General features: G+C 70.1%; 19 protein-coding genes. 12 read left to right on the forward strand and 7 right to left on the reverse strand.

Annotated elements, in window-relative coordinates; translation table 11 throughout:
* Both hemN and Q8S40_RS03545 read right to left on the reverse strand, forming a co-directional pair.
* Positions 1–1,341, reverse strand: coding sequence for an oxygen-independent coproporphyrinogen III oxidase (gene hemN, locus Q8S40_RS03540; protein ID WP_305669303.1), 1,341 nt, complete (start codon positions 1,339–1,341; stop codon positions 1–3).
* A gap of 45 nt (positions 1,342–1,386) precedes the next feature.
* Positions 1,387–2,874, reverse strand: a complete 1,488-nt coding sequence (locus tag Q8S40_RS03545; protein ID WP_305669304.1) for a phospholipase D-like domain-containing protein — start codon at positions 2,872–2,874, stop codon at positions 1,387–1,389.
* Positions 2,875–3,142: 268 nt separating this feature from the next.
* Between Q8S40_RS03545 and Q8S40_RS03550 the strand changes: the two genes are divergently transcribed.
* From Q8S40_RS03550 to Q8S40_RS03570, 5 genes are all read left to right on the forward strand, one after another.
* Positions 3,143–4,456, forward strand: a complete 1,314-nt coding sequence (locus Q8S40_RS03550; protein ID WP_305669305.1) for an NAD(P)/FAD-dependent oxidoreductase — start codon at positions 3,143–3,145, stop codon at positions 4,454–4,456.
* 18 nt (positions 4,457–4,474) lie between these two features.
* Positions 4,475–4,840, forward strand: coding sequence for a DUF5368 family protein (locus Q8S40_RS03555; protein ID WP_305669306.1), 366 nt, complete (start codon positions 4,475–4,477; stop codon positions 4,838–4,840).
* A gap of 90 nt (positions 4,841–4,930) precedes the next feature.
* Positions 4,931–6,007 carry a tartrate dehydrogenase gene (locus Q8S40_RS03560; RefSeq protein WP_305669307.1) on the forward strand — a complete coding sequence of 359 codons (1,077 nt, stop codon included), beginning with the start codon at positions 4,931–4,933 and terminating at the stop codon, positions 6,005–6,007.
* Between the two features lie 226 nt (positions 6,008–6,233).
* The gene (locus Q8S40_RS03565) at positions 6,234–7,715 is read left to right on the forward strand and encodes a SulP family inorganic anion transporter (protein ID WP_305669308.1); all 1,482 of its coding nucleotides are present in this window, start codon (positions 6,234–6,236) and stop codon (positions 7,713–7,715) included.
* A gap of 16 nt (positions 7,716–7,731) precedes the next feature.
* On the forward strand, positions 7,732–8,586 hold the full coding sequence (locus Q8S40_RS03570; protein ID WP_305669309.1) for a universal stress protein: 855 nt from the start codon (positions 7,732–7,734) through the stop codon (positions 8,584–8,586).
* Between the two features lie 49 nt (positions 8,587–8,635).
* On the opposite strand, the gene Q8S40_RS03575 is transcribed toward Q8S40_RS03570, so the two are convergent.
* Together Q8S40_RS03575 and Q8S40_RS03580 are read right to left on the reverse strand one after the other, a co-directional pair.
* Complete coding sequence (locus Q8S40_RS03575; protein WP_305669310.1) at positions 8,636–9,952, reverse strand: NtaA/DmoA family FMN-dependent monooxygenase; 1,317 nt, start codon at positions 9,950–9,952, stop codon at positions 8,636–8,638.
* Positions 9,953–9,986: 34 nt separating this feature from the next.
* Positions 9,987–11,291, reverse strand: a complete 1,305-nt coding sequence (locus tag Q8S40_RS03580) for an LLM class flavin-dependent oxidoreductase (RefSeq protein WP_305669311.1) — start codon at positions 11,289–11,291, stop codon at positions 9,987–9,989.
* A 202-nt stretch (positions 11,292–11,493) separates the two neighbouring features.
* Between Q8S40_RS03580 and Q8S40_RS03585 the strand changes: the two genes are divergently transcribed.
* Complete coding sequence (locus Q8S40_RS03585) at positions 11,494–12,738, forward strand: FAD-binding oxidoreductase (RefSeq protein ID WP_305669312.1); 1,245 nt, start codon at positions 11,494–11,496, stop codon at positions 12,736–12,738.
* A gap of 139 nt (positions 12,739–12,877) precedes the next feature.
* Here the strand turns inward: Q8S40_RS03585 and Q8S40_RS03590 are convergent, their stop codons facing one another.
* Genes Q8S40_RS03590 through Q8S40_RS03600 form a run of 3 tightly spaced genes read right to left on the reverse strand, consistent with a single transcriptional unit; the run spans position 12,878 to position 16,933 of the window.
* The gene (locus tag Q8S40_RS03590; protein ID WP_305669313.1) at positions 12,878–14,461 is read right to left on the reverse strand and encodes an ABC transporter substrate-binding protein; all 1,584 of its coding nucleotides are present in this window, start codon (positions 14,459–14,461) and stop codon (positions 12,878–12,880) included.
* A 16-nt stretch (positions 14,462–14,477) separates the two neighbouring features.
* Positions 14,478–16,001: a serine hydrolase gene (locus tag Q8S40_RS03595; RefSeq protein WP_305669314.1), complete on the reverse strand. Its 1,524-nt coding sequence runs from the start codon at positions 15,999–16,001 to the stop codon at positions 14,478–14,480.
* Positions 16,002–16,054: 53 nt separating this feature from the next.
* On the reverse strand, positions 16,055–16,933 hold the full coding sequence (locus tag Q8S40_RS03600; protein WP_305669315.1) for an SDR family NAD(P)-dependent oxidoreductase: 879 nt from the start codon (positions 16,931–16,933) through the stop codon (positions 16,055–16,057).
* A 23-nt stretch (positions 16,934–16,956) separates the two neighbouring features.
* Between Q8S40_RS03600 and Q8S40_RS03605 the strand changes: the two genes are divergently transcribed.
* The 6 genes from Q8S40_RS03605 (at position 16,957) to Q8S40_RS03630 (ending at position 23,789) form a co-directional block, all read left to right on the forward strand.
* On the forward strand, positions 16,957–17,748 hold the full coding sequence (locus tag Q8S40_RS03605; protein WP_305669316.1) for an IclR family transcriptional regulator: 792 nt from the start codon (positions 16,957–16,959) through the stop codon (positions 17,746–17,748).
* Positions 17,749–17,853: 105 nt separating this feature from the next.
* Positions 17,854–19,053, forward strand: a complete 1,200-nt coding sequence (locus Q8S40_RS03610; protein ID WP_305669317.1) for a CaiB/BaiF CoA-transferase family protein — start codon at positions 17,854–17,856, stop codon at positions 19,051–19,053.
* A 13-nt stretch (positions 19,054–19,066) separates the two neighbouring features.
* On the forward strand, positions 19,067–19,852 hold the full coding sequence (locus Q8S40_RS03615; protein WP_305669318.1) for an enoyl-CoA hydratase: 786 nt from the start codon (positions 19,067–19,069) through the stop codon (positions 19,850–19,852).
* Positions 19,852–20,733 carry an alpha/beta fold hydrolase gene (locus Q8S40_RS03620; RefSeq protein ID WP_305669319.1) on the forward strand — a complete coding sequence of 294 codons (882 nt, stop codon included), beginning with the start codon at positions 19,852–19,854 and terminating at the stop codon, positions 20,731–20,733. Before Q8S40_RS03615 ends, Q8S40_RS03620 begins: the two co-directional genes overlap by 1 nt.
* A 48-nt stretch (positions 20,734–20,781) precedes the next feature.
* Positions 20,782–22,353 carry an ABC transporter substrate-binding protein gene (locus Q8S40_RS03625; RefSeq protein WP_305669320.1) on the forward strand — a complete coding sequence of 524 codons (1,572 nt, stop codon included), beginning with the start codon at positions 20,782–20,784 and terminating at the stop codon, positions 22,351–22,353.
* A complete protein-coding gene (locus tag Q8S40_RS03630) occupies positions 22,350–23,789 on the forward strand; it encodes an amidase (protein ID WP_304810032.1) in 1,440 nt (479 codons plus the stop codon). The genes Q8S40_RS03625 and Q8S40_RS03630 overlap by 4 nt, the downstream gene beginning before the upstream one ends.
* Positions 23,790–23,839 lie beyond the last annotated feature (50 nt).

Raw genomic sequence — 23,839 nt, forward strand, 5'->3', positions numbered from 1 at the left:
CTACACCGCGGTGGAATGCCGCCCGGCGCGCGCCAGATGCGCGTCGAAGGCGGCGGCGGCGAGGCGGAGGAAGGGCGCACCCTCCGCCGTCATCGCCACCACGCCATCCTCCAGCGTCAGGATGCCGGCATCCCTCAGCGGCACGAGTTCATCCCAGGCGCTGGCGAGCAGGCAGGGCGGCGGGCGGACGCGAAAATCGCACATCAGCCGCTCGATCACCGCCCCGCGTGCGCGATCTTCCGCCGTGATGGCCAGGCCGCGCGCGATGGGTAGCACGCCGGCGGCCACGCTGCGCCGCCAGGCGCCGGTCTCCAGTTCGTTCTGCACGAAGCCCTGCGGCAGGCGGCCGATGGAGGAAGCGCCAAGGCCCAGCAGCGCATCCGCCACATCGGTCGTGTAGCCCTGGAAATTGCGGCGCAGCGTGCCGGCGCGCGCGGCCTGCGCCATCGGGTCCTGCGGGCGGGTGAAGTGATCCAGCCCGATGGCGGCATAGCCCAGCGACTCCAGCAGCGCGCGCGCCATGCGCGCCTGCTCCAGCCGTTCCGGCACGCCGGGCAATGCGGTTTCGTCAATCAGGCGCTGGTGCTTCTTCATCCAGGGCACATGCGCGTAGCCGAACAGCGCGATGCGATCCGGCGCCAGCCCATGCGCCAGGTGGATGCTGTGCGCGAGCCCCGCCACGCCCTGCAGCGGCAGGCCGTGGATCAGGTCGAAATTGATCGCGGCGATGCCGGCCTCACGCAGGAAGTCGACGCTCGCCTGCACCAGCTCGTAGGGCTGCACGCGGCCGATGGCGTGCTGCACCGCCGGGTTGAAATCCTGCACGCCGAGGCTGGCGCGCGTCACGCCCAGCTGCGCCAGCTTGCGCGCCAACCCGCGCGTCAGGCTGCGCGGGTCGAGCTCGATCGCGTGTTCGGCCAGGCCGGACAGGTCGAAATGCCAGGCGAGGGCGGCCATCACGCGTTCCAGCCCGGCCGCCCCCAGCATGCTCGGCGTGCCGCCGCCCCAATGCAGGTGCGTGACGCGCCGCGCCGGCGTGGCGGCCGCGAGCAGGTGGATCTCGGCCAGCAGGGATTCGACATAGGCGTCGAGCGGCGCCTGCTGCCGCGTCACCTTGGTGTGGCAGCCGCAATAGGCGCACATCGCCGCGCAATAGGGTACGTGCAGATACAGTGAGACCGTCGCCGCCGGGTCCTGCGCCGCCAGCGAGGCGGTGTAGTCGGCGGGGCCGATGCCGGCATGGAAGTGCGGGGCGGTGGGGTAGGAGGTGTAGCGCGGCACGGATCGCTCGGCCAAGGCGAGGCGGGTGGTGTCCAGCGCGGGCGGGAGGGTGCTGCTCATGCCAGGCAGCCTAGGCAGGCTGGCGGCAAGGCACCTTGATATGGGTCAAGCGCTCGGCCGCGCCCGGCGCAGGCGGCCGAAGCGGCGGAACAGGCCGCGCTTGGCGATCGCCTCGAACATTTCCTCGGGGCCTTCCGGGTCCAGCACCTCATGGTCCGCGAGCCAGGCCTCCACGGCCGTCAGGTCCGGCGTCTCATAGGGCACCAGGCTGCGGCCCGGGCCGCGCAATCCCTCGATGGTGGCGATCAGGGACCCGGTCTCCGAGAGCCGCGCCGCGACGGTTTCCGGCGTCACGCCCAGATGCTCGGCCAGCAATCCGGTCCGCGCCGCGGCGATGATGTCGCGAATCTCCGGCTGGCCCGGCGCGGCGGCATCGATCACCACATCGCATTCGGTATCCAGCCGCAGCGACCGGTTGTTCATGTTGGAGGAGCCGACGCGCAGCACGCGGTCATCCACCACCATGATCTTCGCATGCACATAGATCGGCTGTCCGCCCGCCGTCTGCGGATGATAGATGCGGAAGCGGCCGTGCGGGTCGAGGCGGCGCAGCGCCTCCCGCAGCCTGGCGCGGGCGGAATCCATGGCGATCGGCTCCAGCCAGCCCTGCGCGCTCAGTGGGTTCACCAGCACGATCTCCGGCCCCTCCGGCTCGGCCAGTCGACGGGCGATCGCCTCCGCGATGCGGCGGGAGGCGAAATACTGGCTTTCCGCATAGATCATGCGGCGGGCGGAGGCGATGAGGTCGAGATACAGGCGCTCCACCTCCAGTATCGCGGGCCGGTCCGGCATTTCCGGCTGGCTGCGGGCGATGCCGACCGCGACGTTGCGGAACTGCGCCGGCAGGGCGTCCGGCCAGCAATCGCCGCGGCGGTCGACGGGGGCGAGGGTGCCGCCGCCGGCCTGCTCCCATCGGTCCCGCGCCAATTCGCCGAGCGCCGCCGCCGCGGGGCCTTCCAGCGCGGTGGTCGCATCGTGCCAGGGCTTGTGCGGTGCGCCTCCGGGGCGGACCCGGCGCGGGTCCTCATCCGGGTGGTCGCTCGTGTCCCAGCGATCCGCGGTCATGTCGATGCCGCCGCAGAAGGCCAGGCAATCGTCGATGACGGCGATCTTCTGGTGATGCGAGGCAGCGGGCGGGTGCGCGCCGTCCAGCCGCGCGGTGATGCGCGGATGCATCTTCCAGCGCAGCAGGGTGATTAGGGTCGATCCGCGGAACATCGCCTTCAGCGCGCCCAGATCCCAGTGCAGCAGGCAGATCTCGAGGCTCGGCCGGCGCTTGACCAGCCACAGGATGAAGTCACCGAGGCTGCGCGGCGCATCGGGCGAAGGCTCGCCCGGGATCAGCTCGATACGGGCATCGAAATCCCAGCCGATCAGCATGATGCGGAGCTGCGCCTTCAGCATGGCGCTGCGCGCGGCGCGGAAATAATTCGCCGCGTCAATGATCACGGTGGCCCGGCTGGCCTGTTCGATGCGCCAGCAATTGGTGCCGGGCTGCAGGGTGGCGTGGGCGGGGTCCTGGGAAGCCTCCATGGGGTCCACTGGATCGGGCGGCGCGCTTGCGTCAAGGCGCCGGGGTGTAACGGGGCGGTGCGCGTCCAGCGCGTCGCGACCGCGCGGGTTCCCTCTCCCGGCCGATTTTCGGTGGATTCCCGGCGCTTCCAGCCCGCTGGCGACGGGCCTGCCGGGCGCGGCAGGCGATCCAGCGCCGGATTGATCTGGCGCAAGATTCCTCCAAAAAGTTCATATATTCGTATGTGTGAATAAAACAACCTGGCTTGCGCCGGCAGGAGGAAACCCGATGGCCCTACCCCCAAGCACCCTGAACCGGCGCAGCCTGCTGGCTGCCGCCGCCGCCCTCGGCCTGGCGCCTGCGGTGCCGGCCTCCGGCCAGGCACCGTTGCGCACCCCGGCCCGCATCCTCATCATCGGCGCCGGCGCCGCGGGGCTGGCCGCGGCTTCCCGCCTGGTGCAGCGGCTGGATGGCGCGGAAATCACGCTGATCGACCGGCGGCGGGAGCATTTGTACCAGCCCGGGCTGACCCTGGTCGCGGCCGGGTTGAAGGATGCGGGCTATGTTCTGTCTGCCACGCGCGACTACATCTCGGGCCGCGTCACGCTGATCGAGGACGTCGCGGCGGAGATCGACCCGGTCGGCCGCAGCGTCACCACCGAGGGCGGCCGGCGGGTTGCCTATGACTACCTGATCGTCGCCACCGGCCTGCATCTGGACTACGCGGCCATCGAGGGCATGGATGTGGCACGTATCGGCCGCGATGGGCTGGGCAGCGTCTATGCCGGGGCGGAGCAGGCGGCGGCGACCTGGCGGGCGATGTCGGATTTCGCCGACCGGGGCGGCACGGGGCTGTTCCTGCGGCCGGCGACGGAGATGAAATGCGCCGGCGCGCCGCTGAAATACGCCTTCCTGACCGATGACATCCTGCGCCGCCGCGGCAACCGCGGGAAGGCCGAGCTGGTCTACAACGCGCATAACCGCGCGCTGTTCTCCGTACCCATCGTCTCCGAGAAGCTGCGGATGCTGTATGCGGATCGCGGCATCCGGGTGAACCACGAGCATGTGCTGCGCGCGATCGACCCGGGCCGGCGGATTGCCACCTTCCGCACGCCGCAGGGCGACCAGGAACTCGGCTACGACTTCATCAATGTGGTGCCGCCGATGCGCGCGCCGGCGGTGGTCCGCAATTCACCGCTCGCCTGGCAGACCGGCCCTTTCGCCGCTGATGGCTGGGCGGAGGTGGATCGTGGGACGCTGCGCCATGCCCGCTTCCCGGAGGTGTTCTGCGTGGGCGACGTCGCCGGCGTGCCGAAAGGCAAGACGGCGGCCAGCGTGAAATGGCAGGTGCCGGTGGCGGTGGACCATCTGATCGCCACGATCGAGGGACGTGAAAGCCCGGCCCGCTACAATGGCTATACCTCCTGCCCGATGATCACGCGCATCGGCCGGGCGATGCTGGTGGAGTTCGACTACAACGACAATCTGGTGCCGTCCTTCCCCGGCGTGATCGCGCCGCTGGAGGAGCTGTGGATCACCTGGATCATCAAGGAAGTCGGGCTGAAGCCGACCTACCTCGCCATGCTGCGCGGCCGGGCCTGAGGGAAGGGGAGAGGGACCATGCAGGATTTCGAGATCTGGATGTTCATCGCCGTGTTCCAGGAGATGCTGGGCTGGGCGATCTGGCCGATTGCCGCGCTTTGCGTGGCGGCGACCCTGGCGCTTGGCATGGTGCTGCTGCGCGACCGCCGCCTGGTGGCACCGCGTCTGCTGCGGGCCGAGTTGCTGGGCCTGCTGGGTGGCCTGGCCGCGGTGGCGGCAATGTTCGCCATCACCAGTTCCTGGCCCGGCGACATGGGCGGGCCGATCGACTGGCTGCTGGCGATCGGCATCTTCGTCGCGGGCGGTCTTGGCACCGCCATCGCCGCCTATGCGGTGGCCGGCCTGTTCGCGAGGCGGGGCACCGTTACGACCCCCGGGGTTTGACCTTGGCCCCGCGCGCCGCCTAGCTTGCGCCCCCCATGCCCGGGCCGCCCCGGCCGGCGGCATCGGTGCAGGACGGATCGGGACATCTTCATGCGAAACTACCGGATCGCCGCGATGGGCGGCGATGGCATCGGCCCCGAGGTGATCGCCGCGGGCGTCGAGGCGCTGCGCGTCTGCGTCGAGCGCGATGGCGGCTTCACGCTGGACTTCACCGATTTCGACTGGGGATCCGACTACTACCGCAAGCATGGCGTGATGATGCCGGCGGATGGCGCCGACCAGCTTCGCAAATTCGACGCCATCCTGTTCGGCGCCGTCGGCGCGCCGGATATCCCGGACCATGTCACGTTGTGGGGCCTGCGCCTCGCCATCTGCCAGCCGCTCGACCAATACGCCAATGTGCGGCCCACCCGCGTGCTGCCCGGCATCACCAGCCCGCTCCGCAACGTCACCGGCCCCGAGCTGGATTGGGTGATCGTGCGGGAGAATTCGGAGGGTGAGTATTCCGGCGTCGGCGGCCGCGCGCATCGCGGGCTGCCGATCGAGGTGGCGCAGGATGTCTCCATCATGACCCGCGCGGGCGTGCAGCGGATCATGCGCTACGCCTTCCGCCTGGCGCAGGGCCGCCCGCGCAAGCTGCTGACGGTGGTGACGAAATCCAACGCGCAGCGCCACGCCATGGTGATGTGGGACGAGATCGCGGCCGAGGTCGCGGCCGAATTCCCCGATGTCACCTGGGACAAGATGCTGGTCGATGCGATGACCATGCGGATGGTGATCAAGCCCGGCACCATCGACACCATCGTCGCCTCCAACCTGCACGCGGATATCCTGTCCGACCTCGCGGCCGCGCTGGCCGGTTCGCTCGGCATCGCGCCGACCGCGAACATCAACCCGGAACGCGATGCGCCTTCGATGTTCGAGCCGATCCACGGTTCCGCCTTCGACATCACCGGCAAGGGCATCGCCAACCCCATCGCCACCTTCTGGACCGCGGCGATGATGCTGGAGCATCTGGGGGAGAAGCCGGCCGCGGAGCGGCTGATGCGCGCGGTGGAGCGGGTGACGGCCGACCCGGCGCTGCACACGCCCGACCTCGGCGGCAAGGCGACCACGCGGCAGGTGACGGATGCGGTCTGCGCGGCGCTGCGCGCGGCGAACGACTAGCCGGGGGCGAGAAACCCGGCAAAAGGCGGTTGTGCGCCGCAGCGAAACTCTGTTACAGGCGACGCATGACATCGAACGCGCCGCCCTGACCCTGGAGTGACGTGTGCCAACCACGGCACACGACGCCATGCGTACGGCTTTCGCCGTGGCCGCGCTTTTTCTCGCATGCCCTGTTTCGGTCCCGGCTGAACACGCCGCTTGGCGGGCATCGCCTCCGGAGTACTTCATGAATTTTTCCCAGCTTCGGGCCGAATGGTTCCCGAATATTCGCGCCGATATCCTGGCCGGCACGGTCGTGGCGCTCGCGCTGATTCCGGAAGCGATTGCCTTCTCCATCATCGCCGGGGTCGATCCGAAGGTCGGGCTCTATGCCTCCTTCTGCATCGCGGTGGTCATTGCCTTCGCCGGCGGCCGGCCTGCCATGATCTCCGCGGCCACCGGCGCCATGGCGCTGGTGATGGTGACGCTGGTGCGCGACCACGGCCTGCAATACCTGCTGGCCGCCACCATCCTGTGCGGCGTGCTCCAGATGATCGCGGGCGCGCTGAAACTCGGCGTGCTGATGCGCTACGTCTCACGCTCCGTCATGACCGGCTTCGTCAATGCGCTCGCCATCCTGATCTTCCTGGCGCAGTTGCCGGAGCTGATCGGCGTCACCTGGGTGACCTATGTGATCGTCGCCGCGGGGCTTGCCATCATCTACCTGCTGCCGCTGCTGACCAAGGCGGTCCCCTCGCCGCTGGTCGCCATCGTGCTGCTGACGGCAGTGGCGATCTGGTTCGGCCTCGATGTCCGCACCGTGGGCGACATGGGCGAGTTGCCCGCGGACCTGCCGATGTTCCTGCTGCCGGACATCCCCCTGACGCTCGAGACTCTGTGGATCATCCTGCCGACCTCGCTGACGCTCACGGTGGTGGGCCTGTTGGAATCGCTGATGACGGCGCAGATCGTCGATGACCTGACGGATACCGGCTCCAACAAGATCCGCGAGAGCTACGGCCAGGGCGTGGCCAACATCGTCTCCGGCTGCTTCGGCGGCATGGCGGGCTGCGCGATGATCGGGCAGTCCGTCATCAACGTGAAATCCGGTGGCCGCGGCCGGCTGTCCACGCTGTGGGCCGGGCTGTTCCTGCTGTTCCTGATCCTGGTGCTGGGCGACCTGGTGCGGCAGATTCCGATGGGCGCGCTGGTGGCGGTGATGATCATGGTCTCGATCGGCACCTTCTCCTGGAAGTCGCTGTCGGATCTGCGGGTGCATCCGAAAAGCTCCTCCATCGTCATGCTGGCCACTGTCGCCGTGACGGTCGCGACGCATGACCTGGCGCAGGGCGTTCTGGTGGGCGTGCTGCTGTCGGGCATCTTCTTCGCCCGCAAGGTCGCCAACATCTTCCGCATCCGGTCGGAGCTGTCGGCGGACGGCATGCAGCGCACCTATACCGTCACCGGCCAGATCTTCTTCGCCTCCGCGGAGAGCTTCGGCGACGCCTTCGACCTGAAGGAGGCAGTCGAGCGGGTGGTGATCGACGTCTCCGGCGCCCATATCTGGGACCTGACGGCGGTTGCGGCCTTGGACCGTGTGGTGCTGAAGTTCCGCCGCGAGGGGACGGAAGTGACACTTCTGGGCCTGAACGAAGCGAGCGCCACGCTGGTGGACAAGCTCGGCACGCATGACAAGCCGGGCGCCTCCGACGCACCCGCGCTGCATTGAGGGAACGGACACGGCCATGGCGCGAATTCTTGCCTGCACGGATGGCTCGGTCTACGCCGAGAGCATCCTCGACCACGCCGCCTGGGCTTCCGCCCGCATGGGCGGCGCCTCCGTCCGCGTCCTGCACGTGCTGGACCGGGCGACGGCGGATGCGCCGGTGGACCGTAGCGGTGCGCTGGGGGTGAATGCCTCGGAGGAATTGCTGCGCGAATTGGCGGAGCTGGACGCAGCGCGCGGCAAGGTTTCGCTGCGCCGCGCCCGCGCCCTGTTGACGGCGGCGGAAGCGCGGCTGAAGGCGGCCGGCGTGGCGGAGGTCTCCACGGTGCAGCGGCATGGCGCGCTGGTGGATACCGTCGTCGAGTTCGAGAACGAGGCCGACCTGCTGGTGGTCGGCAAGCGGGGGGAGGCGGCGAATTTTGCCGTCGGCCATCTCGGCGCCAACCTCGAACGCGTGCTGCGCTCCAGCAGCCTGCCGGTGCTGGTCGCCTCCCGCGCCTTCAAGCCGATCACACGCTTTGCCATCGCCTATGATGGCGGCCGTTCCGGCCAGTTGGCCGTGGCCTATGCGGCCGGCACAGCCTCGCTCGATGGGCTGGAGTGCCACCTGGTGACGGTGGCGGCGGATGAGGCGGCGGGGCGCGCGCTGCTGGCGGAACCGGCGAAGCAGATGCAGGCCGCCGGCAAGACCGCCACGCTGGTCGTGCTGCGGGGCGATGCCGAGACGGCTATCGCCGAGCATGTCGCCAGCGCCGGCATCGACCTGCTGGTGATGGGCGCCTATGGACATGGCCGGCTGCGCAACATGATCGTCGGCAGCACCACCACGGCGCTGCTGCGCAGCTGCAAGATTCCGGTGCTGGTCTTCCGCTGAGGGTTGCGGCGGCGCCCGGGGACTGGCCCGCGGCGCCGCCCGCCCCGCCTCAGAACTCCAGCAGATTGTCCCGGAACTGGGCGTGGGCGTAGGCGCGCCGGGCCAGGCCGCGCGCCTGCAGGGCGGGCACCAGCCCATCGGCGATCTCGGCCACGCTACGCCGGCTGACATCACCCAGCGACAGCAGGAAGCCATCACCACCCGCCTCCTGCATCGCTTCCGCCATCTGCGAGGCCACCGCATCCGGCGTGCCGGTCAGCTCCACCGAACCCGGGTTGCCGCGATAGGCCAGCATCGCCTGCCGCAGGCTGCGCTTGCCGGCGACGCGCTTGAAATCGTCCAGCGATTGCTGATGGCCATTGGTGTGCAGCTCGAGCTGGTCCACCGGCGTGTCGAGGTCGTAGCGGCCGAAATCGATATTCGTGATCTTGCCGAAATGCGCGAGGAACTGCGGCACCTGCGCCTCGGCCCGCGCCAGGCGCTGGCGGCGGCGCAGCTCGGCTTCCTCCATGGTCTCGCCCAGCGTGGGCGCGACCAGGAACAGGATCTTCACGTGATCCGGGTTGCGGCCCTGCGCCACGGCATGGGCGCGCACATCGTCCCGGTAGGCGCGCATCGCGGCCACGCCCTTGACGCTGGCCACCACCGTATCCGCATGCAGCGCCGCGAAGCGCTTGCCGCGTGCGCTGCCGCCGGCCTGGGCGATGACGGGGCGGCCTTGCACGCAGGGGCCTGAATTCAGCGGGCCGCGGGTGCTGAACCACTTGCCCTGGAAATCCGCCGCATGGACCTTGGTGTGGTCCACCAGCACGCCGCTTTCGGTGTCCGCCAGGATCGCGCCGGGCTCCCAGCTATCCCACAGCGCATTGACGGCGCCCATGTATTCATCGGCCATGTCGTAGCGCAGATCATGTTCCGGCATCCCCGGCATGCCGTAGTTCATCGCGGCGTAGTCGCTGCTGCCGGTCACCATGTTCCAGCCGATGCGGCCTGCCGAAACCTGGTCCAGCGTCGCCACCAGGCGCGCCAGCAGATAGGGCGGATAGGCGAAGGTGGACAGCGTCGGCACGATGCCGATGCGCTGCGTCGCCGCGGCCATCAGCGTTGCGATCACGCTCGGGTCCTGGCGCGGCACGGCGAGCCCGTTGGCCAGGTAGATCTCGCGCGATCCGCCGTAGCTTTCCCCGACATAGGAACTGTCCTCGATCAGCACATAGTCGAAGCAGGCGCGTTCCAGCGCGCGGGCGATGTCGCAGAACAGCTCCGGCACCCGCCAGTCGCGGCCGATCGCGCCGGTCCAGGGCTCGCCCCAGGCCTGCACGGAAGACCCCTGGAGGAACCAGCCGAGATGGAACGGTTGCGTCATGGGCAAGGCCTTCTGCGTGGGGAGGAAGGGCGGTTCAGGCCGCGGCGAGGTTCTCGCGCAGGGTGCGACCGGCATAGGCGGTGCGGAACAGGCCGCGGCGTTGCAGTTCCGGCACCACGAGGCGGCCGAAATCCTCGAACATGCGGGGGAAGACGGTGGGGAACACCACGAAGCCATCGCAGGCGCCGGAGGTGAACCATTCCTCCATCTCGTCCGCGATGCTCTGCGCCGTGCCGACCAGCAGGTTGCGCGGGCGGGCGGCGGCCTCGGCGAAGCTGATGTTCTCCTTCCGCATCAGGGCGAGCACGCGGTCCTGCGATCCGGTGATGCCCTGGTTGCCCTGCGCCGCGGCCACCGCCTCCGCCGTCCGGTGCCGTGACAGATCGGCGCCGAGCAGGGCGGAGTGCAACATGGTCTGCGCCTCCGGCTCGATCAGCGATTGCAGATAGGCGGCCTTCTCCCGCGCGATGGAGGGTGTTTCGCCCAGCACCACGGCGCAGCCGGGCAGCACCCGGCACTCATCGGGCGCGCGGCCGCGTGCCTGCATGCGGGCGTGGATGTCGCGGCGGAAGGCAATGGCATCCGCCTTGCTGTGCGGCGTGCAGAACACCGCCTCCGCCCAGCGCGCCGCGAATTCCCGCCCGCGATCCGAGGCCCCGGCCTGCAGGAACACCGGCCTTCCCTGCGGCGTGCGCGGAATGCTGAGCGGGCCGCGCGTGCTGACCGTCCGGCCCTGGTAATTGGCGTAGCGCACCTTTGCCGGGTCGATGAACACGCCGGCCGCCTGATCCATCACGAAGGCATCCTCGTCCCAGCACTCCCACAGCGCGCTGCACGCCTCCAGCACCTCATCCGCATGGTCGTAGCGATCCTCCTTCGCCGGGATGCCCTGCATGCCGAGGTTGCGCGCCTCGAGATCGGTGGCGGAGGTGACGATGTTCCACGCCGCGCGCCCGCCGCTCAGCATGTCGAGCGAGGCCAGGCTGCGCGCCAAATGGTAGGGGTGCAGGAAGGTGGTGGACAGCGTGGCGCCCAGGCCGAGATGCCGCGTGACGCGGCCCATCAGCGGCAGCACCATCATCGGGTCGAGGTAGCTGATCTGCCCGCCCTTGCGCAGATAGGCGTCGAAATTGCCGCCGTGAATATCCGGCAGGCCGAGCAGATCGGCGAAGAAGCAGGCGTCGAAGCAGGCTTCCTCCAAAACGCGGGCGATGTGCTCGTAGCGTTCGGGGGTGAAGATGTCGTGCAGCGCGGCCTCGGGGTGCCGCCAGCCGCCGGGGTGGTTCGCGGTCGGGCCCGTCTTGAGATAGGCGACCAGATGCATCCGCCGCTGCGTCACGGTGCGTGGCAATCCTCATCAAAGGTAGCGCGGGCGGCGGAACGGAGCATGCAACCTCCACAAGCGGCGGGCGGTCGGCCGTAGGATTGTTCTGGCGCTTGGCGCCACCATGGCGGGGCTGCCCTTGCCGCGCAAGGCGGGGCTACCGCACCGCAGCGTTTCAAAGCAGTGTGATGGCGTGACGTGGAGGGATGGGATTCGGATGTCGGGATCGGTGCTGGTGCTGGGGGCTGGCATGGTGGGCGTCTCGGTCGCGCTGCATCTGCAACGGCGCGGGCGGGACGTGGTGCTGGTGGACCGGCAGGAGCCGGGCGAGGGGGCCAGCTTCGGCAATGGCGGGCTGATCCAGCGGGAGGCGGTGTTCCCGCACCCCTTCCCGCGCAAGCTGTCCGAAATCCTGCGGATTGCGCGCAACCGGTCGGTGGACGCGGTGTACCACCCGACGGCGCTGCCGGGCCTGGCCGCGCCGCTACTGCGCTACTGGTGGCATTCCTCGCCGGAGCGCTACGCACAGGCCGCCGCCGCCCATGCGGCGCTGATCGCGACTTGCCTCGATGAGCATCTGGCCCTGGCGCGCGGTACGGCGGCGATGGCGCTGCTGCGGCCGATCGGCTGGATGCGCCTTTATGCCACGCCCGAAAGCATGCAAGCGGCATTGGCGGAGGCGGAGCGTGCGCAGCGCCAGCATGGGGTGAATTTCGCCGCCCTGGACAGCGCCGCGCTGGCGGCGGCGGAGCCGCATCTGCTGCTGCCGCGCGAAGGCGCGATCCATTGGACCGACCCGCTTTCGGTCAGCGACCCGCAGGCGCTGACATTGGCCTATGCCGCGCTGTTCAACGAGGCAGGTGGCAGCTTCACGCGTGGCGATGCGGCCACGCTGGAACGCCACGGCGCCGGCTGGCGCGTGACCACGCCGCAGGGGGCGGTGGAGGCTGCGGAGGTGGTGGTCGCGCTCGGTGCCGGGGCAGGGGCGCTGACGCAGCGCTTCGGCTATGCGCCGCCGCTATTCGGCAAGCGCGGCTACCACATGCACTACCGGCTGCGCGGTAATGCGGTGCTGAACCGGCCCGTGCTCGATACGCAGAGCGGCTTCCTGCTGGCACCGATGCGCGCCGGCGTGCGGCTGACCACCGGCGCAGAATTCGCCGTGGCCGATGCCGCGCCGACGCCCGTGCAACTCGCCCGCGCCGAGCCGCTGGCGCAGCGCCTGCTGCCGCTCGGTGAACGCGTCGATGCCAAGCCGTGGATGGGCGTGCGGCCCTGCACGCCGGATATGCTGCCGGTGATCGGCAAGCTGCCCGGCCAGGCTGGCGCCTGGTGCGCCTTCGGCCACGCGCATCAGGGCCTGACGCTGGGGCCGACCACCGGAAGGCTGCTGGCAGAGATGATGACCGGGGAGGCGCCCTTCCTGCCGCCCGAGCCGTACCGGCCCGAGCGGTTCGGGTAAGTAAGCGCCATTGAGCGCGACCTGCGCCCGCCGCTTATGCGTCGCGCCGAAGGCGCGCCTTCGGCGCGACGTAGCCAAGCCCGCGGATGCGGGTGCCGGCGATTGGGGGCGGATCAGTTACGATCCGCTTGAACCGATCTCAGTTCTTCTCGATGTTCCAGAACACCATGACCGGCGCATTCAGCACGCCCTGCACATTGGCGCGCCGCGCATAGGGCTGGTCCACCTGGCCGAGCACGCGATAGGGCTGCATCTCCGCCAGCCGCCGGTGCAGCGCCTCCAGCGCCGCATCGCGCGGCGGGCCTTCCGCGGAATCGAGGAAGGCGGTGCGCAGGCGCTCGGCTTCCTCGTCGCAGGGCCAGCCGGACCAGTTGCGGCCGTCGCAGGCCATGTTGGTGCCGATATTGGTCAGCGGATGCTGCATGGTGGCGCCGGAGGCATAGGTGACGAACAGGTTCCAGCCGCCCTGGTCCGGCGGGTCCTTGCGCGGCTGGCGGGAGACGACCGTGCCCCAGTCATTCACCTGCAGGTCGATATTCATGCCGATCTGCCGCAGGTTCGAGGCGACGACCTCCGCCATCCGGCCGATCGGCGCGATGTCGGTGCTGGTGATGAAGACGATGCGTTCGCCGCGATAGCCGGATTCCTGCAGCAGCGAACGCGCGCGTTCCAGGTTCGGCGTGCGGAGGCCGTCTGTGCCCGCCTCGGTGCCGAGCGGCGTGCCGCAAATGAAATAGGCCTGGCAGCGCCGCCACCATTGCTCATCGCCCCAGCCGCCGGCCATCACCTCACCCTGGTCGGTCGCCAGCGCGAGCGCCATGCGGGCGCGTGGGTCGTTGAAGGGTGGGTGCAGGCTGTTCGGCCGCAGCATGCCCTGGTTGCCCAGCGCGTTCAGCCGTTCCACGCGCACATCGCGCCGGCGCGACACCACAGGCAGCAGGTCCAGCGCCGGCTGTTCCCAGATATCCACCTCACCGGTCTGCAAGGCCGCCGCCGCCGTCGCGGCATCCGGCATGATGTGCCATTCGACGCGATCGAGCTTCACCACGCGCCCGCCGGCCAGGCCACTGGGCGGCTCCGCGCGCGGCACGTAATCCGCATTGCGGTCATAGACCACGCGCTGGCCGGACAGCCACTGGTCGCGGTTGAAGCGGAAGGGGCCGGAGCCGATGGTGGCGGTGATCGGCCGCGACGGATCGCTGCTGGCATCGGCCTCCCGCATGATGGCCGGGATCTGCCCGACGGCGGAGCCGAGCGCCTGGGCGACGAAGCCATGCGGGCGCGTCAGCCGCATCTCGAAGGTCTTGTCGTCCACCGCATCGAGCGAGGCGACGCGCGCGCCGAGATGGCTGCCCACCACGTCGCGTGCCATCCAGCGGCGCAGGCTGGCGATCACGTCGCGCGTCGAGACCGGCTGGCCATCATGGAAGCGCAGACCGTCGCGCAGCGTGAAGCGCCAGACCAGGCCGTCATCGCTGGTGGTGAAGGACTGCAGCATCTGCGGATGCGGCCGCAATTCGGAATCCCAGGCGAACAGCGTCTCATAGATCATCAACCCATGCATGCGGGTGATGACGACGGAGACGGCGACGGGATCGAGCGTGCGGAGATCCGCATGCGGCACCACTCGCAACACGCGGGCCGGGTCCTGCGCCTGGGCCGTGGTGGCGCCGAGCAGCAGCGCAGCCGCGGCCACGGCGCCCTTGAGGATCGAGGTGGTCATGCGCGTGCTCCGCTTGTCAGACACGATGAAACACAAGCACGCGGCTGCGATTGGTGACAAGCCGCAGCACGCCAGGCGCTTCCAGCCGCAGGCAGGCACGGCTCGGCCAGGGCGCGGCGCCAATCGGCATCAGCGCGCGCGTGGCATCCAGCGGGGTCAGCACCGCCTGGCGATGCAGCGGGCCGGCGCCCGTGGCGCAACGACCTGTGCCATCCGGCGCGATGGTAATGAGCAATTCGGCATGCTGTGCCGCGGCCCGCCAGGTGCCGGCGAATTCCGCCGAAAGTGGCGCAGGCTGCGCCGGATGAAATTGCCGTGACGCATGGCCGATCTCGCCGCGGATGCCAGCGCCATCCCGCCGCAGGCTGATCGGCAGGTAGGGCGAGAGCGAAATCGCCTCGCCCGGCTGCGCGCCGGCATACAGCGCCTCCGTCGCGCCAAGGAAGGTCAGCGCGCCGGCGCGGTGTTCGATCCAGGCGGGGCCGGTGTCCTCGACGAACAGACCCTCGGGCAGCAGCGCGGGCGCGCGCGCCGGCAACTCCAGGCCGAGCAGCGCCCCCATCACGCGCAGCGCCGGCAGCATCGGCTCCGTCTCCTCCCGGTTCGAGAGCAGGATCACGCCGGCGCCGCTGTCGGGGTCGATCAGGAAGTGGTTCTTGTGGCCGGGCAGGCTGCCGCCATGGCCGATCAGGCGGTGGCCGCCGATCTCGGCCAGGGCGAGGCCCAGCCCGTAGAAGGTGGGGCGCCCATCCGCCAGCGGCGCCGGCGCCGCCAGCCGGGCCAGCACATCCCCCGCCGGGCCTTCGCCGCGCAGCAGCGCGCGCAGCCAGGTGGCGAGGTCGCGCGCGCTGCCGGTGAGCGCGCCGGAAGCCGAGAGCGCCATGCCGTAGCTGCCGGCGTGCCAGCCCTCCTGCGGCGCGGACCGCCAATAGCCATCCGCGAGGCCGGGCAGCGGCCGGTCCCAGGCGGCGGGAAAGCGGAAGCCGGTGCCGAGCGCCGCGTTCAGCGCGCCCTCCACCCATTCACCAAAGACTGCGCCCTGCCGCGCCATGACCTGTTCCACCAGCCGGTAGCCGGTGTTGCTGTAGGACACCTCCGTCCCCGGCGGCGTGTCCAGCCCCGGCAGCGTGGCGGTGAAGGCATCCAGCGCGGCATTGTCGAGCGCGGTGGTGTAGGGCACGCCGCACAGGCCGTAGCATTGCATCAGATCGGGCAGGCCGCCCGTCATGCCCAGCGCGCGCCAGGCCGGCACGCCGGCCAGCGCCTCCGGCAACCCCGGCAGCAGCGCACCGAGCGACGCCGAGACATCCAGCCCGTGATTCAGCGCGAAGGCGCAGAAGACATGCTTGGTGAGGGAGGCGTAGCGCGTCGGTGTCGCCGCGGTGAAGGGAATGCCATGCGCCAGGCTGGCGAGGCCGCCGGCGAACTCGCCACGGATGCCGTCCCGGTCGAACAGCAGCACGGCGCCGCCGGGCTGGTCGGCGGGCCAGGCCTGCGTGATCGCCTTGGCCTCGGCGGCGGCCTTTGTCCAATCCGGCATCCTGCTCTCCCCCATGCGTGCGGCCGCAGGGTGGCGCCAACCGGCGCGGTCCTTCAAGGCAGGTAGGCGCCGCCGCTGATATGCAGGGACTGCCCGGTGATGAAGCGGCTGGCCGGCAGGCAGAGATGCAGCACCATCGCCGCAACCTCCTCCACCTGCCCCTCGCCACCCGTCAGCACCCGCGCGCCGCCTGCCGGGGAGGGGGGCTCGCCCGCCGTTGCGCTGCGTGGCCCGCCGATCTTGCCGGGCACCACGCAGTTGACGGTGATGCCCTGGCCGCCGAATTCCACCGCCAGCGCCTTGGTCAGCCCGACCAGCCCGGCCTTGGCGGTGCTGACATGCGCGCGCTGATGCGCGCCGATATGGCCGGTGACGCCGCCCATGTTGATGATTCGCCCGGCGCCGGCCGCGACCATGTGCGGCAGCGCGGCGCGGGAGCAGAGGAAGGCGCCATCGAGGATGATGGAAACCACGCGCCGCCATTCCGCCAGCTCCATCTCCAGGAAGGGGGCGAGGGCGCGATCGGCGGCGTTGTTCACCAGGATGTCCAGCCGGCCGAATTCGGCGACCGTCCTGGCCACCATCGCCGCGACCTGTTCCTCCGCCGTCACATCCGCCTGGACGGCCAAGGCGCGGCCGCCGGCGGCGCGGATTTCCGCGGCCACCGCCTCGACTTCGGCCATGTTGGTGCGGGTGTTGACCACCACGGCGGCCCCGGCACCGGCCAGCGCCAGCGCCGTGGCGCGCCCGTTGCGGCGCGCGGCGCCGGTGACCAGGGCCACTTTTCCGGCCAGCAGACCCTCGTGCATCGCCATCGCCCGCTCCTCCCGCCCGGCCTCGGTGCCGGCCGGGCTGGGATAGCATCGGGCAGGCACCGCGCGCAGGCCGGTGCTTTCCGGTTGTTCCGCGCAGCGGAATCCGGTGGGATGCATCCGGGATGGCGGAAGGGGGTTTCATGGCATCGGCACAGCAAGCCCCGGCCGAGGCGGGCGCCAATGTGGTGGGCCGCACCGTGGCGCTGCTGCGTGGCTTCGCGGAGGCCGGGCAGAGCGTGTCCATCAAGGAATTGTCCACCCGTCTCGGCCTGCCGCCGAGCACGCTGCACCGCCTGCTGGAGCAGCTTCTGGCCGCCGGCATGGTGGAACGCGCCCCGCGCCGGCGCTACCGCGTAAGCGCCGAATTCAGCCGCATCGGCGCGCTGGCCGCCCGCAAGACCGGCGTGCTGGAACTCGCCCGCCCGGTGCTGGAGGAGGTGGCGCGGGAGACCACGGAGACCTGCCTGCTGGGCATGCTGCTGCCGCAGACGCTGAGCATGATGTTCATCGACAAGGCGACCTCGCCCCTGCCGTTGCCCTATGAGGTGCGGATGCACCGCGCGCGGTCGCTGCTATGGGGTGCCACCGGGCTCGGCATGCTGGCCTGGCTCGACCCTGCCCAGGTGGAGCGCATCCTGCAGCGCGGCGAGGCCTCGCCGGTCGATGGCCAGGCGCCGCCGGAGCCGGGCCGCCTGGCGGCGCGCCTCGCAGAGATTCGGGCGCGCGGCTATGCGATGACGCGGGGCGAGCAGACCCAGGGCGCGGTGGGCATGGCCGCGCCGGTCTTCGGCGCCCGCAACCAGGTGGTGGCGGATCTCTGCCTGACCCTGCCGCAGCCGCGTTTCGGCCCGGATGACGAGGCACGCTTCGCCGGGCTGCTGACGCAGCGCGCCGCCTATCTGTCCCGCATGATGGGCCACCTGCCCGGATGAGGCGCAGGGCCGGATTCCGCTGGGCGGAATCCCGCGCCAACGCGGCGTTGCGACCGGCGCTCGCCCCGCCCTAGCCTTCGCATTGTCCTGTTGATGGAGTGCCCGATGCCCGAGCCGCGCCTGCCGCTGTCCCGTTTCCGGGTGCTGGACCTCACCGCCCATCGCGCCGGCCCGACCTGCGCGCGGCAACTGGCGGATTGGGGCGCCGATGTCATCAAGATCGAGCCGCCGGCGGCGCTGGATGACGAGCCGGGCGGCGGGCTGATCGGCAAGCGGCATGGCTCGGATTTCCAGAACCTGCACCGCAACAAGCGCAGCCTGACGCTCAACCTGAAGCAGGCCGAGGGCAAGGCCATCTTCTTCAAGCTGGTCGAGACCGCCGATGTGGTGCTGGAGAATTACCGCTCCGACGTGAAGACCCGCCTCGGCGTGGATTACGAGGCCTGCCGCAAGGTCAATCCGCGCATCGTCTATGGCTCCATCGCCGGCTTCGGCCAGGACGGCCCCTATGCGACGCGGCCGGGTGTGGACCAGATCGCGCAGGGGATGGGCGGGCTGATGTCCATCACCGGGCTGCCGGGGCAGGGGCCGGTGCGCGTCGGCATCCCGATCGCGGACCTCACCTCCGGCCATTTCCTGGCGCAGGGCGTGCTGATCGCGCTGCTGGACCGGGAACATACCGGCGTCGGGCAGTGGGTGCATACCTCGCTGCTGGAAGCGCAGATCGCCATGCTGGATTTCCAGGGCAGCCGCTGGCTGATGGACAAGGAAGTGCCCGCCCAGGCCGGCAACGACCACCCGACCAGCACGCCGACCGGCGTGTTCCCGACCACCGACGGCACGGTGAACATCGCCGCCGCCGGAGACCGGCTGTACCGCCGGCTATGCGAGGCGCTGGGCCGGCCGGACCTGATCGCGCATCCGGATTTCAATGATACCGGCAAGCGCCGCAAGAACCGCGTGGCGCTGAACCAGGCGATTGCCGAGATCACCGCGAAGATGTCGAGCGCCGAGGTGGTGGCGCTGCTGACCAAGGCGGGCGTGCCGAGCGGGCCGATCTACAGCATCGACCAGACCTTCGGCGATCCGCAGGTGCAGCATCTCGGCATCGCGAAGCAGGTGGAACATGCGAGCCTCGGCACGCTTGGCGTGGTGGGCCAGCCGATCAACCTTTCCGCCGCGCCGCAGCCCGCGACGTTGCGGATGCCGACGCCGGAACTGGGCGAGCACAGTGAAGCGCTGTTGACGGAACTGGGCTACGACGCCGACGCCATCGCCCAGCTTCGCACGCAGAACGTGATCTGAGGGAGTGCCGGCGATGACGGGACGCATGCTGTCCGAGAAGACGGGCGGGATCGGCTGGATGACCTTCAGCAATCCCACCAAGCGCAACGCGATGTCGCTGGAGATGTGGGGCGCCATGGAGGCGATCCTGCTGGATTTCCAGGCCGACCCTGCGATCCGCGTCGTGGTGATGCAGGGCGAGGGCGACAAGGCTTTCGTCTCCGGCGCCGATATCTCGCAGTTCGAGAAGAACCGCAGCGATGCCGCCGCCGCCGCCGCCTATTCCGCCGTGTCGGACAGTGCGCGCGCCGCGCTGAACGCGCTCGACAAGCCGCTGATCGCGCTGATCCGCGGCTTCTGCATGGGCGGCGGGCTGGGCATCGCCATGGCGGCGGATCTTCGCTTCGCGGCATCCGATGCGAAGTTCGGCATTCCCGCCGCCAATCTCGGCATCGCCTATGCACATGACAGCCTGCGGCGGTTGGTCGGGCTGGTGGGGCCGGCGGCGGCGAAGGACATCCTGTTCTCAGCCCGCAGGCTGGAGGCGGAGGAGGCGCTGCGCCTCGGCCTGATCAACCGCATCTGCGCGCCCGAGACGCTGGAGGCGGAGGTGCGCGCCTATGCCGAGGCCGTTGCGCAGAAGGCGCCGCTGTCGGTGCGCGCCTCCAAGGCCATCGTGAATGAGCTGATGAAGCCCGAAAGCGCGCAGGACGCCGCGATGATGCGCGGCCATGTCGAGACCTGCTTCAACAGCGCCGACTACACCGAGGGCCGCCGCGCCTTCATGGAAAAGCGCACCCCCGTGTTCCAGGGAAGCTGATGGCGCCGATTCCGCCCGACATGGCCGCACTCGGCGCCACGCCGGCGGCGATCGAGGCGCATGTCGAAGGGTTGGCGCGGCGCGTCGAGACACCCTGCGGCGAGGGCGGCCTGGTCTGGCGCAGCTGGGGTGCCGGTAAATCGCATCGGGGCAGGCCGCTGGTGCTGCTGCATGGCGGCTATGGCGGCTGGAGCCACTGGATCCGCAACGTGCTGCCGCTGTCGCGCGACCGCCAGGTGCTGGCGGTGGATCTGCCGGGCCTCGGTGAATCCGCCATGCCGCCGGCGCCGGAGGATCCGCAGGCGATGGCCGCCATCGTGGTGGCGGGGCTGCACCGCCTGCTGCCGGACGGCGGGGAAATCGACCTGGTGGGATTCTCCTTCGGCGGCGTGCTGGGCGGGCCGGTGGCGGTGCAGCTGGGCGGCCGGCTGCGGCGCTTCGTCATCGTCGGCTCCAACGGGCTCGGCCTGGCGCGCGCACCGATGGCGCCGATGGGGTCCTGGCGCCGCCAGCCGGACCGCGCCGCGCGGCTCGCCGTGCACCAGCGGACGCTGGAGGTGCTGATGTTCGCCGATGCCGCGCGCATCGACCCGCTGGCGCTGCATCTGCAGGAACGCAATGCGGAAGCCGGACGCGTCCGCAGCCCGGAGATCAGCCGCACGGACATCCTGGCCCGCAGCCTGCCCCCCCTGCGCGGACGGCTCGCCGCGATCTGGGGCGGCGAGGACAATATCGGCCGCGGCGCCATCGCCGCGCGGCGCGATGTGCTGCGCGCAGCCGACCCGGAGATCCCCTTCCACACCATCCCCGGCGCCGGGCACTGGGTGAGCTACGAGGCGGCGGAGGCGTTCAACACCACGCTGGCTGAAATGCTCGGCTGAACCACCAATGGCCAGCCCCCGCTGGCGCAACGTAAAGGAGAGATCGCGATGGCCATCCCGACCCGCCTTGCAGCCTGCGGCTTTGCGCTGCTGCTCTCCGCCACGCCGCTGCATGCCGCCGAGCTTCGCATCGGCCTGGCCGCGCCGCCGACCTCGCTCGATCCGCATTTCCACAACAACGGCGTCAACAATTCCCAGGCGCGCCATGTCTTCGATTCCCTGACGCATCAGGACGCCAACCAGCAGATCACGCCGGGGCTCGCGGAAAGCTGGCGGCTGGTGGATGACACGACCTGGGAATTCAAGCTGCGCCAGGGTGTCACCTTCCACGACGGCTCGCCCTTCACCGCCGATGATGTCGCCTTCTCATTGGAACGCGCACCCAGGGTGCCGGGCAGCCCGAGCTCCTTCGGCACCTTCACCAAGCAGATCAAGAGCTGGACCATCGTCGATCCGCACACCATCCGCCTGCACACGGATGGTCCTTCGCCGCTGCTGGCGATCGACCTCAGCTCGGTTGCCATCATCTCCCGCAAGCATGGCGAAACGGCGACCACGGCGGATTACCAGGCGGTGCGCGCGGCGATCGGTACCGGCCCCTACCGGCTGGTGGAACACCGCCCGAGCGACCGCATGATCTATGAGCGCAACCCGAATTACTGGGGCGGCGTGGAGCCGTGGGAACGGGTGACCTTCCGCATCATCACGCTCGGCCCGGCGCGTGTCGCTGCCATGCTCTCCGGCGATGTGGACATGATCAACGAGGTGCCGAGCACCGACATGGAAAGGCTGCGGCGGCAATCCAACATCCGGCTGTGGTCGGGTGCCACCAACCGCATGACCTTCCTGTCCGTCGATGTGCACAACGCCGTGCCGATCCCGGGCAATGCCAGCGACAATGCCGGCAACCCGCTGCCGCGCAACCCGATGCAGGATCTGCGCGTGCGCCAGGCGCTGTCACTGGCCATTGATCGCGACATCATCGTCGACCGGGTGAATGAGGGGGAGGCGGTGCGCGCCAACCAGCTCGTGCCCGAGGGCTTTTTCGGCTACAACCCCGCCATCCAGCCGGAGACGCCGGACCCCGCCCGCGCCCGCCGCCTGCTGGCGGAAGCCGGCTATCCGGAGGGTTTCCGGATAGTGCTGCACACCAGCAACGACCGCATCGTGAACGCCACGCGCACCGTGCAGGCGGTGGCGCAGATGTGGGGCCGCATCGGCATCCGCGTGGCGGTGGAGGCGATGCCGCACACCGTCTATTCCGGCCGTACCGCGCGCAACGAGCTGTCGCACATGCTGCATAGCTGGGGCGCCGGGACGGGGGAGGCGGCGGGCACCTTCGTCGGCATCGTGCATACGCGCGGCGGCGCCTATGGCGGCTCCAACCGCGGCCGCTTTTCGGACCCGCAGGTGGATGCGGCGATCCGCCAGGCGCTGGTGACGGTGGATGACGACCGCCGCCGCGCCATCCTGCAGGAGACGATGGTGAAGGTGATGGACAGCCGCGCCATCCTGCCGCTGGTCTTCTGGGTCTCCACCTGGGCGACGACGCCCGACCTTGTCTACACGCCGCAGGCCAACCAGGCGACGCTCGCCACAGCCACACGGCGCGCGCAGTGAGTACCTCGCTTTGCGACCTGCCGGCGGTGGAGCTCCGCCGGCTGATCGGTACGCGCCGCATCTCCCCGGTGGAGCTGCTGCAGGATTGCCTGCGGCGGATCGAGGCGGTGAACCCCGCGGTGAATGCCGTGGTCGCGCTGGATGCCGAGGGCGGCATGCGCGCGGCGCGGGAGGCCGAGGCGCAGGTGATGCGCGGCGACAAGCTCGGCGCGCTGCACGGGCTGCCGATCGGCATCAAGGATCTGAACGACACGGCGGGGCTTCGCACCACCTATGGCTCGCCGATGTTCCGTGACCATGTGCCGGAACGCGATGAGCGCATGGTGGCGGCGCTGCGCGGCGCGGGCGGCATCATCCTGGCCAAGACGAACACGCCGGAATTCGGCACCGGCGGCAACACCATCAATGATGTGTACGGCGCCACCGGCAATGCCTTCGACCCGGCGCTGTCCTGCGCCGGATCCTCCGGCGGATCGGGCGTGGCGCTGGCGACCTCGATGCTGCCGCTCTGCACCGGCTCCGACACCGGCGGGTCGCTGCGCAAGCCGGCGGCGTGGTCCGGCGTGGTGGGGTTCCGGCCGACCCCGGGGCTGGTCGCCTCCGAACGCCGGCGGCTCGGCTGGTCGGTGCTGTCCGTGCAGGGGCCGATGGGGCGCAACGTGGCGGATACCGCGCTGCTGCTCGGCGCCATGGCGAGCAGCGACAGCCGCGACCCCATGGCCGGGCCGCAGGCCGATTCCCTGGCACTGCGGCGGCCGCTGGATTTGTCCTCCCTGCGGGTGGCGATCTCCGCCGATCTCGGCTTCGCCCCGGTGGCGCCCAGCATCCGCCGGATATTCCGGGCGCGCATGGATGCGGTGGCGGGCGCCTTCGCGGCCTGCGTGGAGGAAGACCCGGACATGGCGGGCATCGACCGCGCCTATCGCGTGATCCGCTGCACCAATTTCCTGGCTGCCTTCCGCAAATACCATGAGCGTGATCCGCAATTGCTGGGCGGCAATACCCGCAGCAATTACGAGGAGGGGCTGCGCTACAGCCTGTCCGACCTGGCGGAGGCGCATGCGGAACAGACGCGCATCTACCGGGCCTTTCAGGATTTCTTCACCCGCCACGACCTGCTGCTGCTGCCCTGCCAGGCGCTGACGCCCTTCCCCAAGCAGCTTCCCTACCCGACGGAGATGGAGGGCATGCCGCTGGAGGGTTATTTCGCCACCTCCGGCATCACCTACGGCATCTCCATGACTGGCCACCCCGCCATCTGCATCCCCTGCGGACGGGATGAGAAGGGCATGCCCTTCGGCCTGCAGGTGGTCGGCCCGCGCGGCGCGGATGGCTTCACGCTGGATGCGGCGCAGGCGCTGGAGGCGCATTTCGCCGGCCTGCCGGACCTCGCCCGGCCGATCCCGGACCTGGCGCGGCTGGCTGGCGGGGGGTGAGGGGCGCGGTGCCTGGCCGATCCTGAGGGTATCGATCCCGGGGCCGTAGC

The sequence above is a fragment of the Falsiroseomonas sp. genome (assembly GCF_030695085.1).
Classification (GTDB): Bacteria; Pseudomonadota; Alphaproteobacteria; order Acetobacterales; family Acetobacteraceae; genus Falsiroseomonas.

Coding starts and splice junctions, on each gene's coding strand:
- hemN (WP_305669303.1), bottom strand. CDS start 1,341: ATGAGCAGCACCCTCCCGCCCGCGCTGGACACCACCCGCCTCGCCTTG.
- Q8S40_RS03545 (WP_305669304.1), bottom strand. CDS start 2,874: ATGGAGGCTTCCCAGGACCCCGCCCACGCCACCCTGCAGCCCGGCACC.
- Q8S40_RS03550 (WP_305669305.1), top strand. CDS start 3,143: ATGGCCCTACCCCCAAGCACCCTGAACCGGCGCAGCCTGCTGGCTGCC.
- Q8S40_RS03555 (WP_305669306.1), top strand. CDS start 4,475: ATGCAGGATTTCGAGATCTGGATGTTCATCGCCGTGTTCCAGGAGATG.
- Q8S40_RS03560 (WP_305669307.1), top strand. CDS start 4,931: ATGCGAAACTACCGGATCGCCGCGATGGGCGGCGATGGCATCGGCCCC.
- Q8S40_RS03565 (WP_305669308.1), top strand. CDS start 6,234: ATGAATTTTTCCCAGCTTCGGGCCGAATGGTTCCCGAATATTCGCGCC.
- Q8S40_RS03570 (WP_305669309.1), top strand. CDS start 7,732: ATGGCGCGAATTCTTGCCTGCACGGATGGCTCGGTCTACGCCGAGAGC.
- Q8S40_RS03575 (WP_305669310.1), bottom strand. CDS start 9,952: ATGACGCAACCGTTCCATCTCGGCTGGTTCCTCCAGGGGTCTTCCGTG.
- Q8S40_RS03585 (WP_305669312.1), top strand. CDS start 11,494: ATGTCGGGATCGGTGCTGGTGCTGGGGGCTGGCATGGTGGGCGTCTCG.
- Q8S40_RS03590 (WP_305669313.1), bottom strand. CDS start 14,461: ATGACCACCTCGATCCTCAAGGGCGCCGTGGCCGCGGCTGCGCTGCTG.
- Q8S40_RS03595 (WP_305669314.1), bottom strand. CDS start 16,001: ATGCCGGATTGGACAAAGGCCGCCGCCGAGGCCAAGGCGATCACGCAG.
- Q8S40_RS03600 (WP_305669315.1), bottom strand. CDS start 16,933: ATGCATCCCACCGGATTCCGCTGCGCGGAACAACCGGAAAGCACCGGC.
- Q8S40_RS03605 (WP_305669316.1), top strand. CDS start 16,957: ATGGCATCGGCACAGCAAGCCCCGGCCGAGGCGGGCGCCAATGTGGTG.
- Q8S40_RS03610 (WP_305669317.1), top strand. CDS start 17,854: ATGCCCGAGCCGCGCCTGCCGCTGTCCCGTTTCCGGGTGCTGGACCTC.
- Q8S40_RS03615 (WP_305669318.1), top strand. CDS start 19,067: ATGACGGGACGCATGCTGTCCGAGAAGACGGGCGGGATCGGCTGGATG.
- Q8S40_RS03620 (WP_305669319.1), top strand. CDS start 19,852: ATGGCGCCGATTCCGCCCGACATGGCCGCACTCGGCGCCACGCCGGCG.
- Q8S40_RS03625 (WP_305669320.1), top strand. CDS start 20,782: ATGGCCATCCCGACCCGCCTTGCAGCCTGCGGCTTTGCGCTGCTGCTC.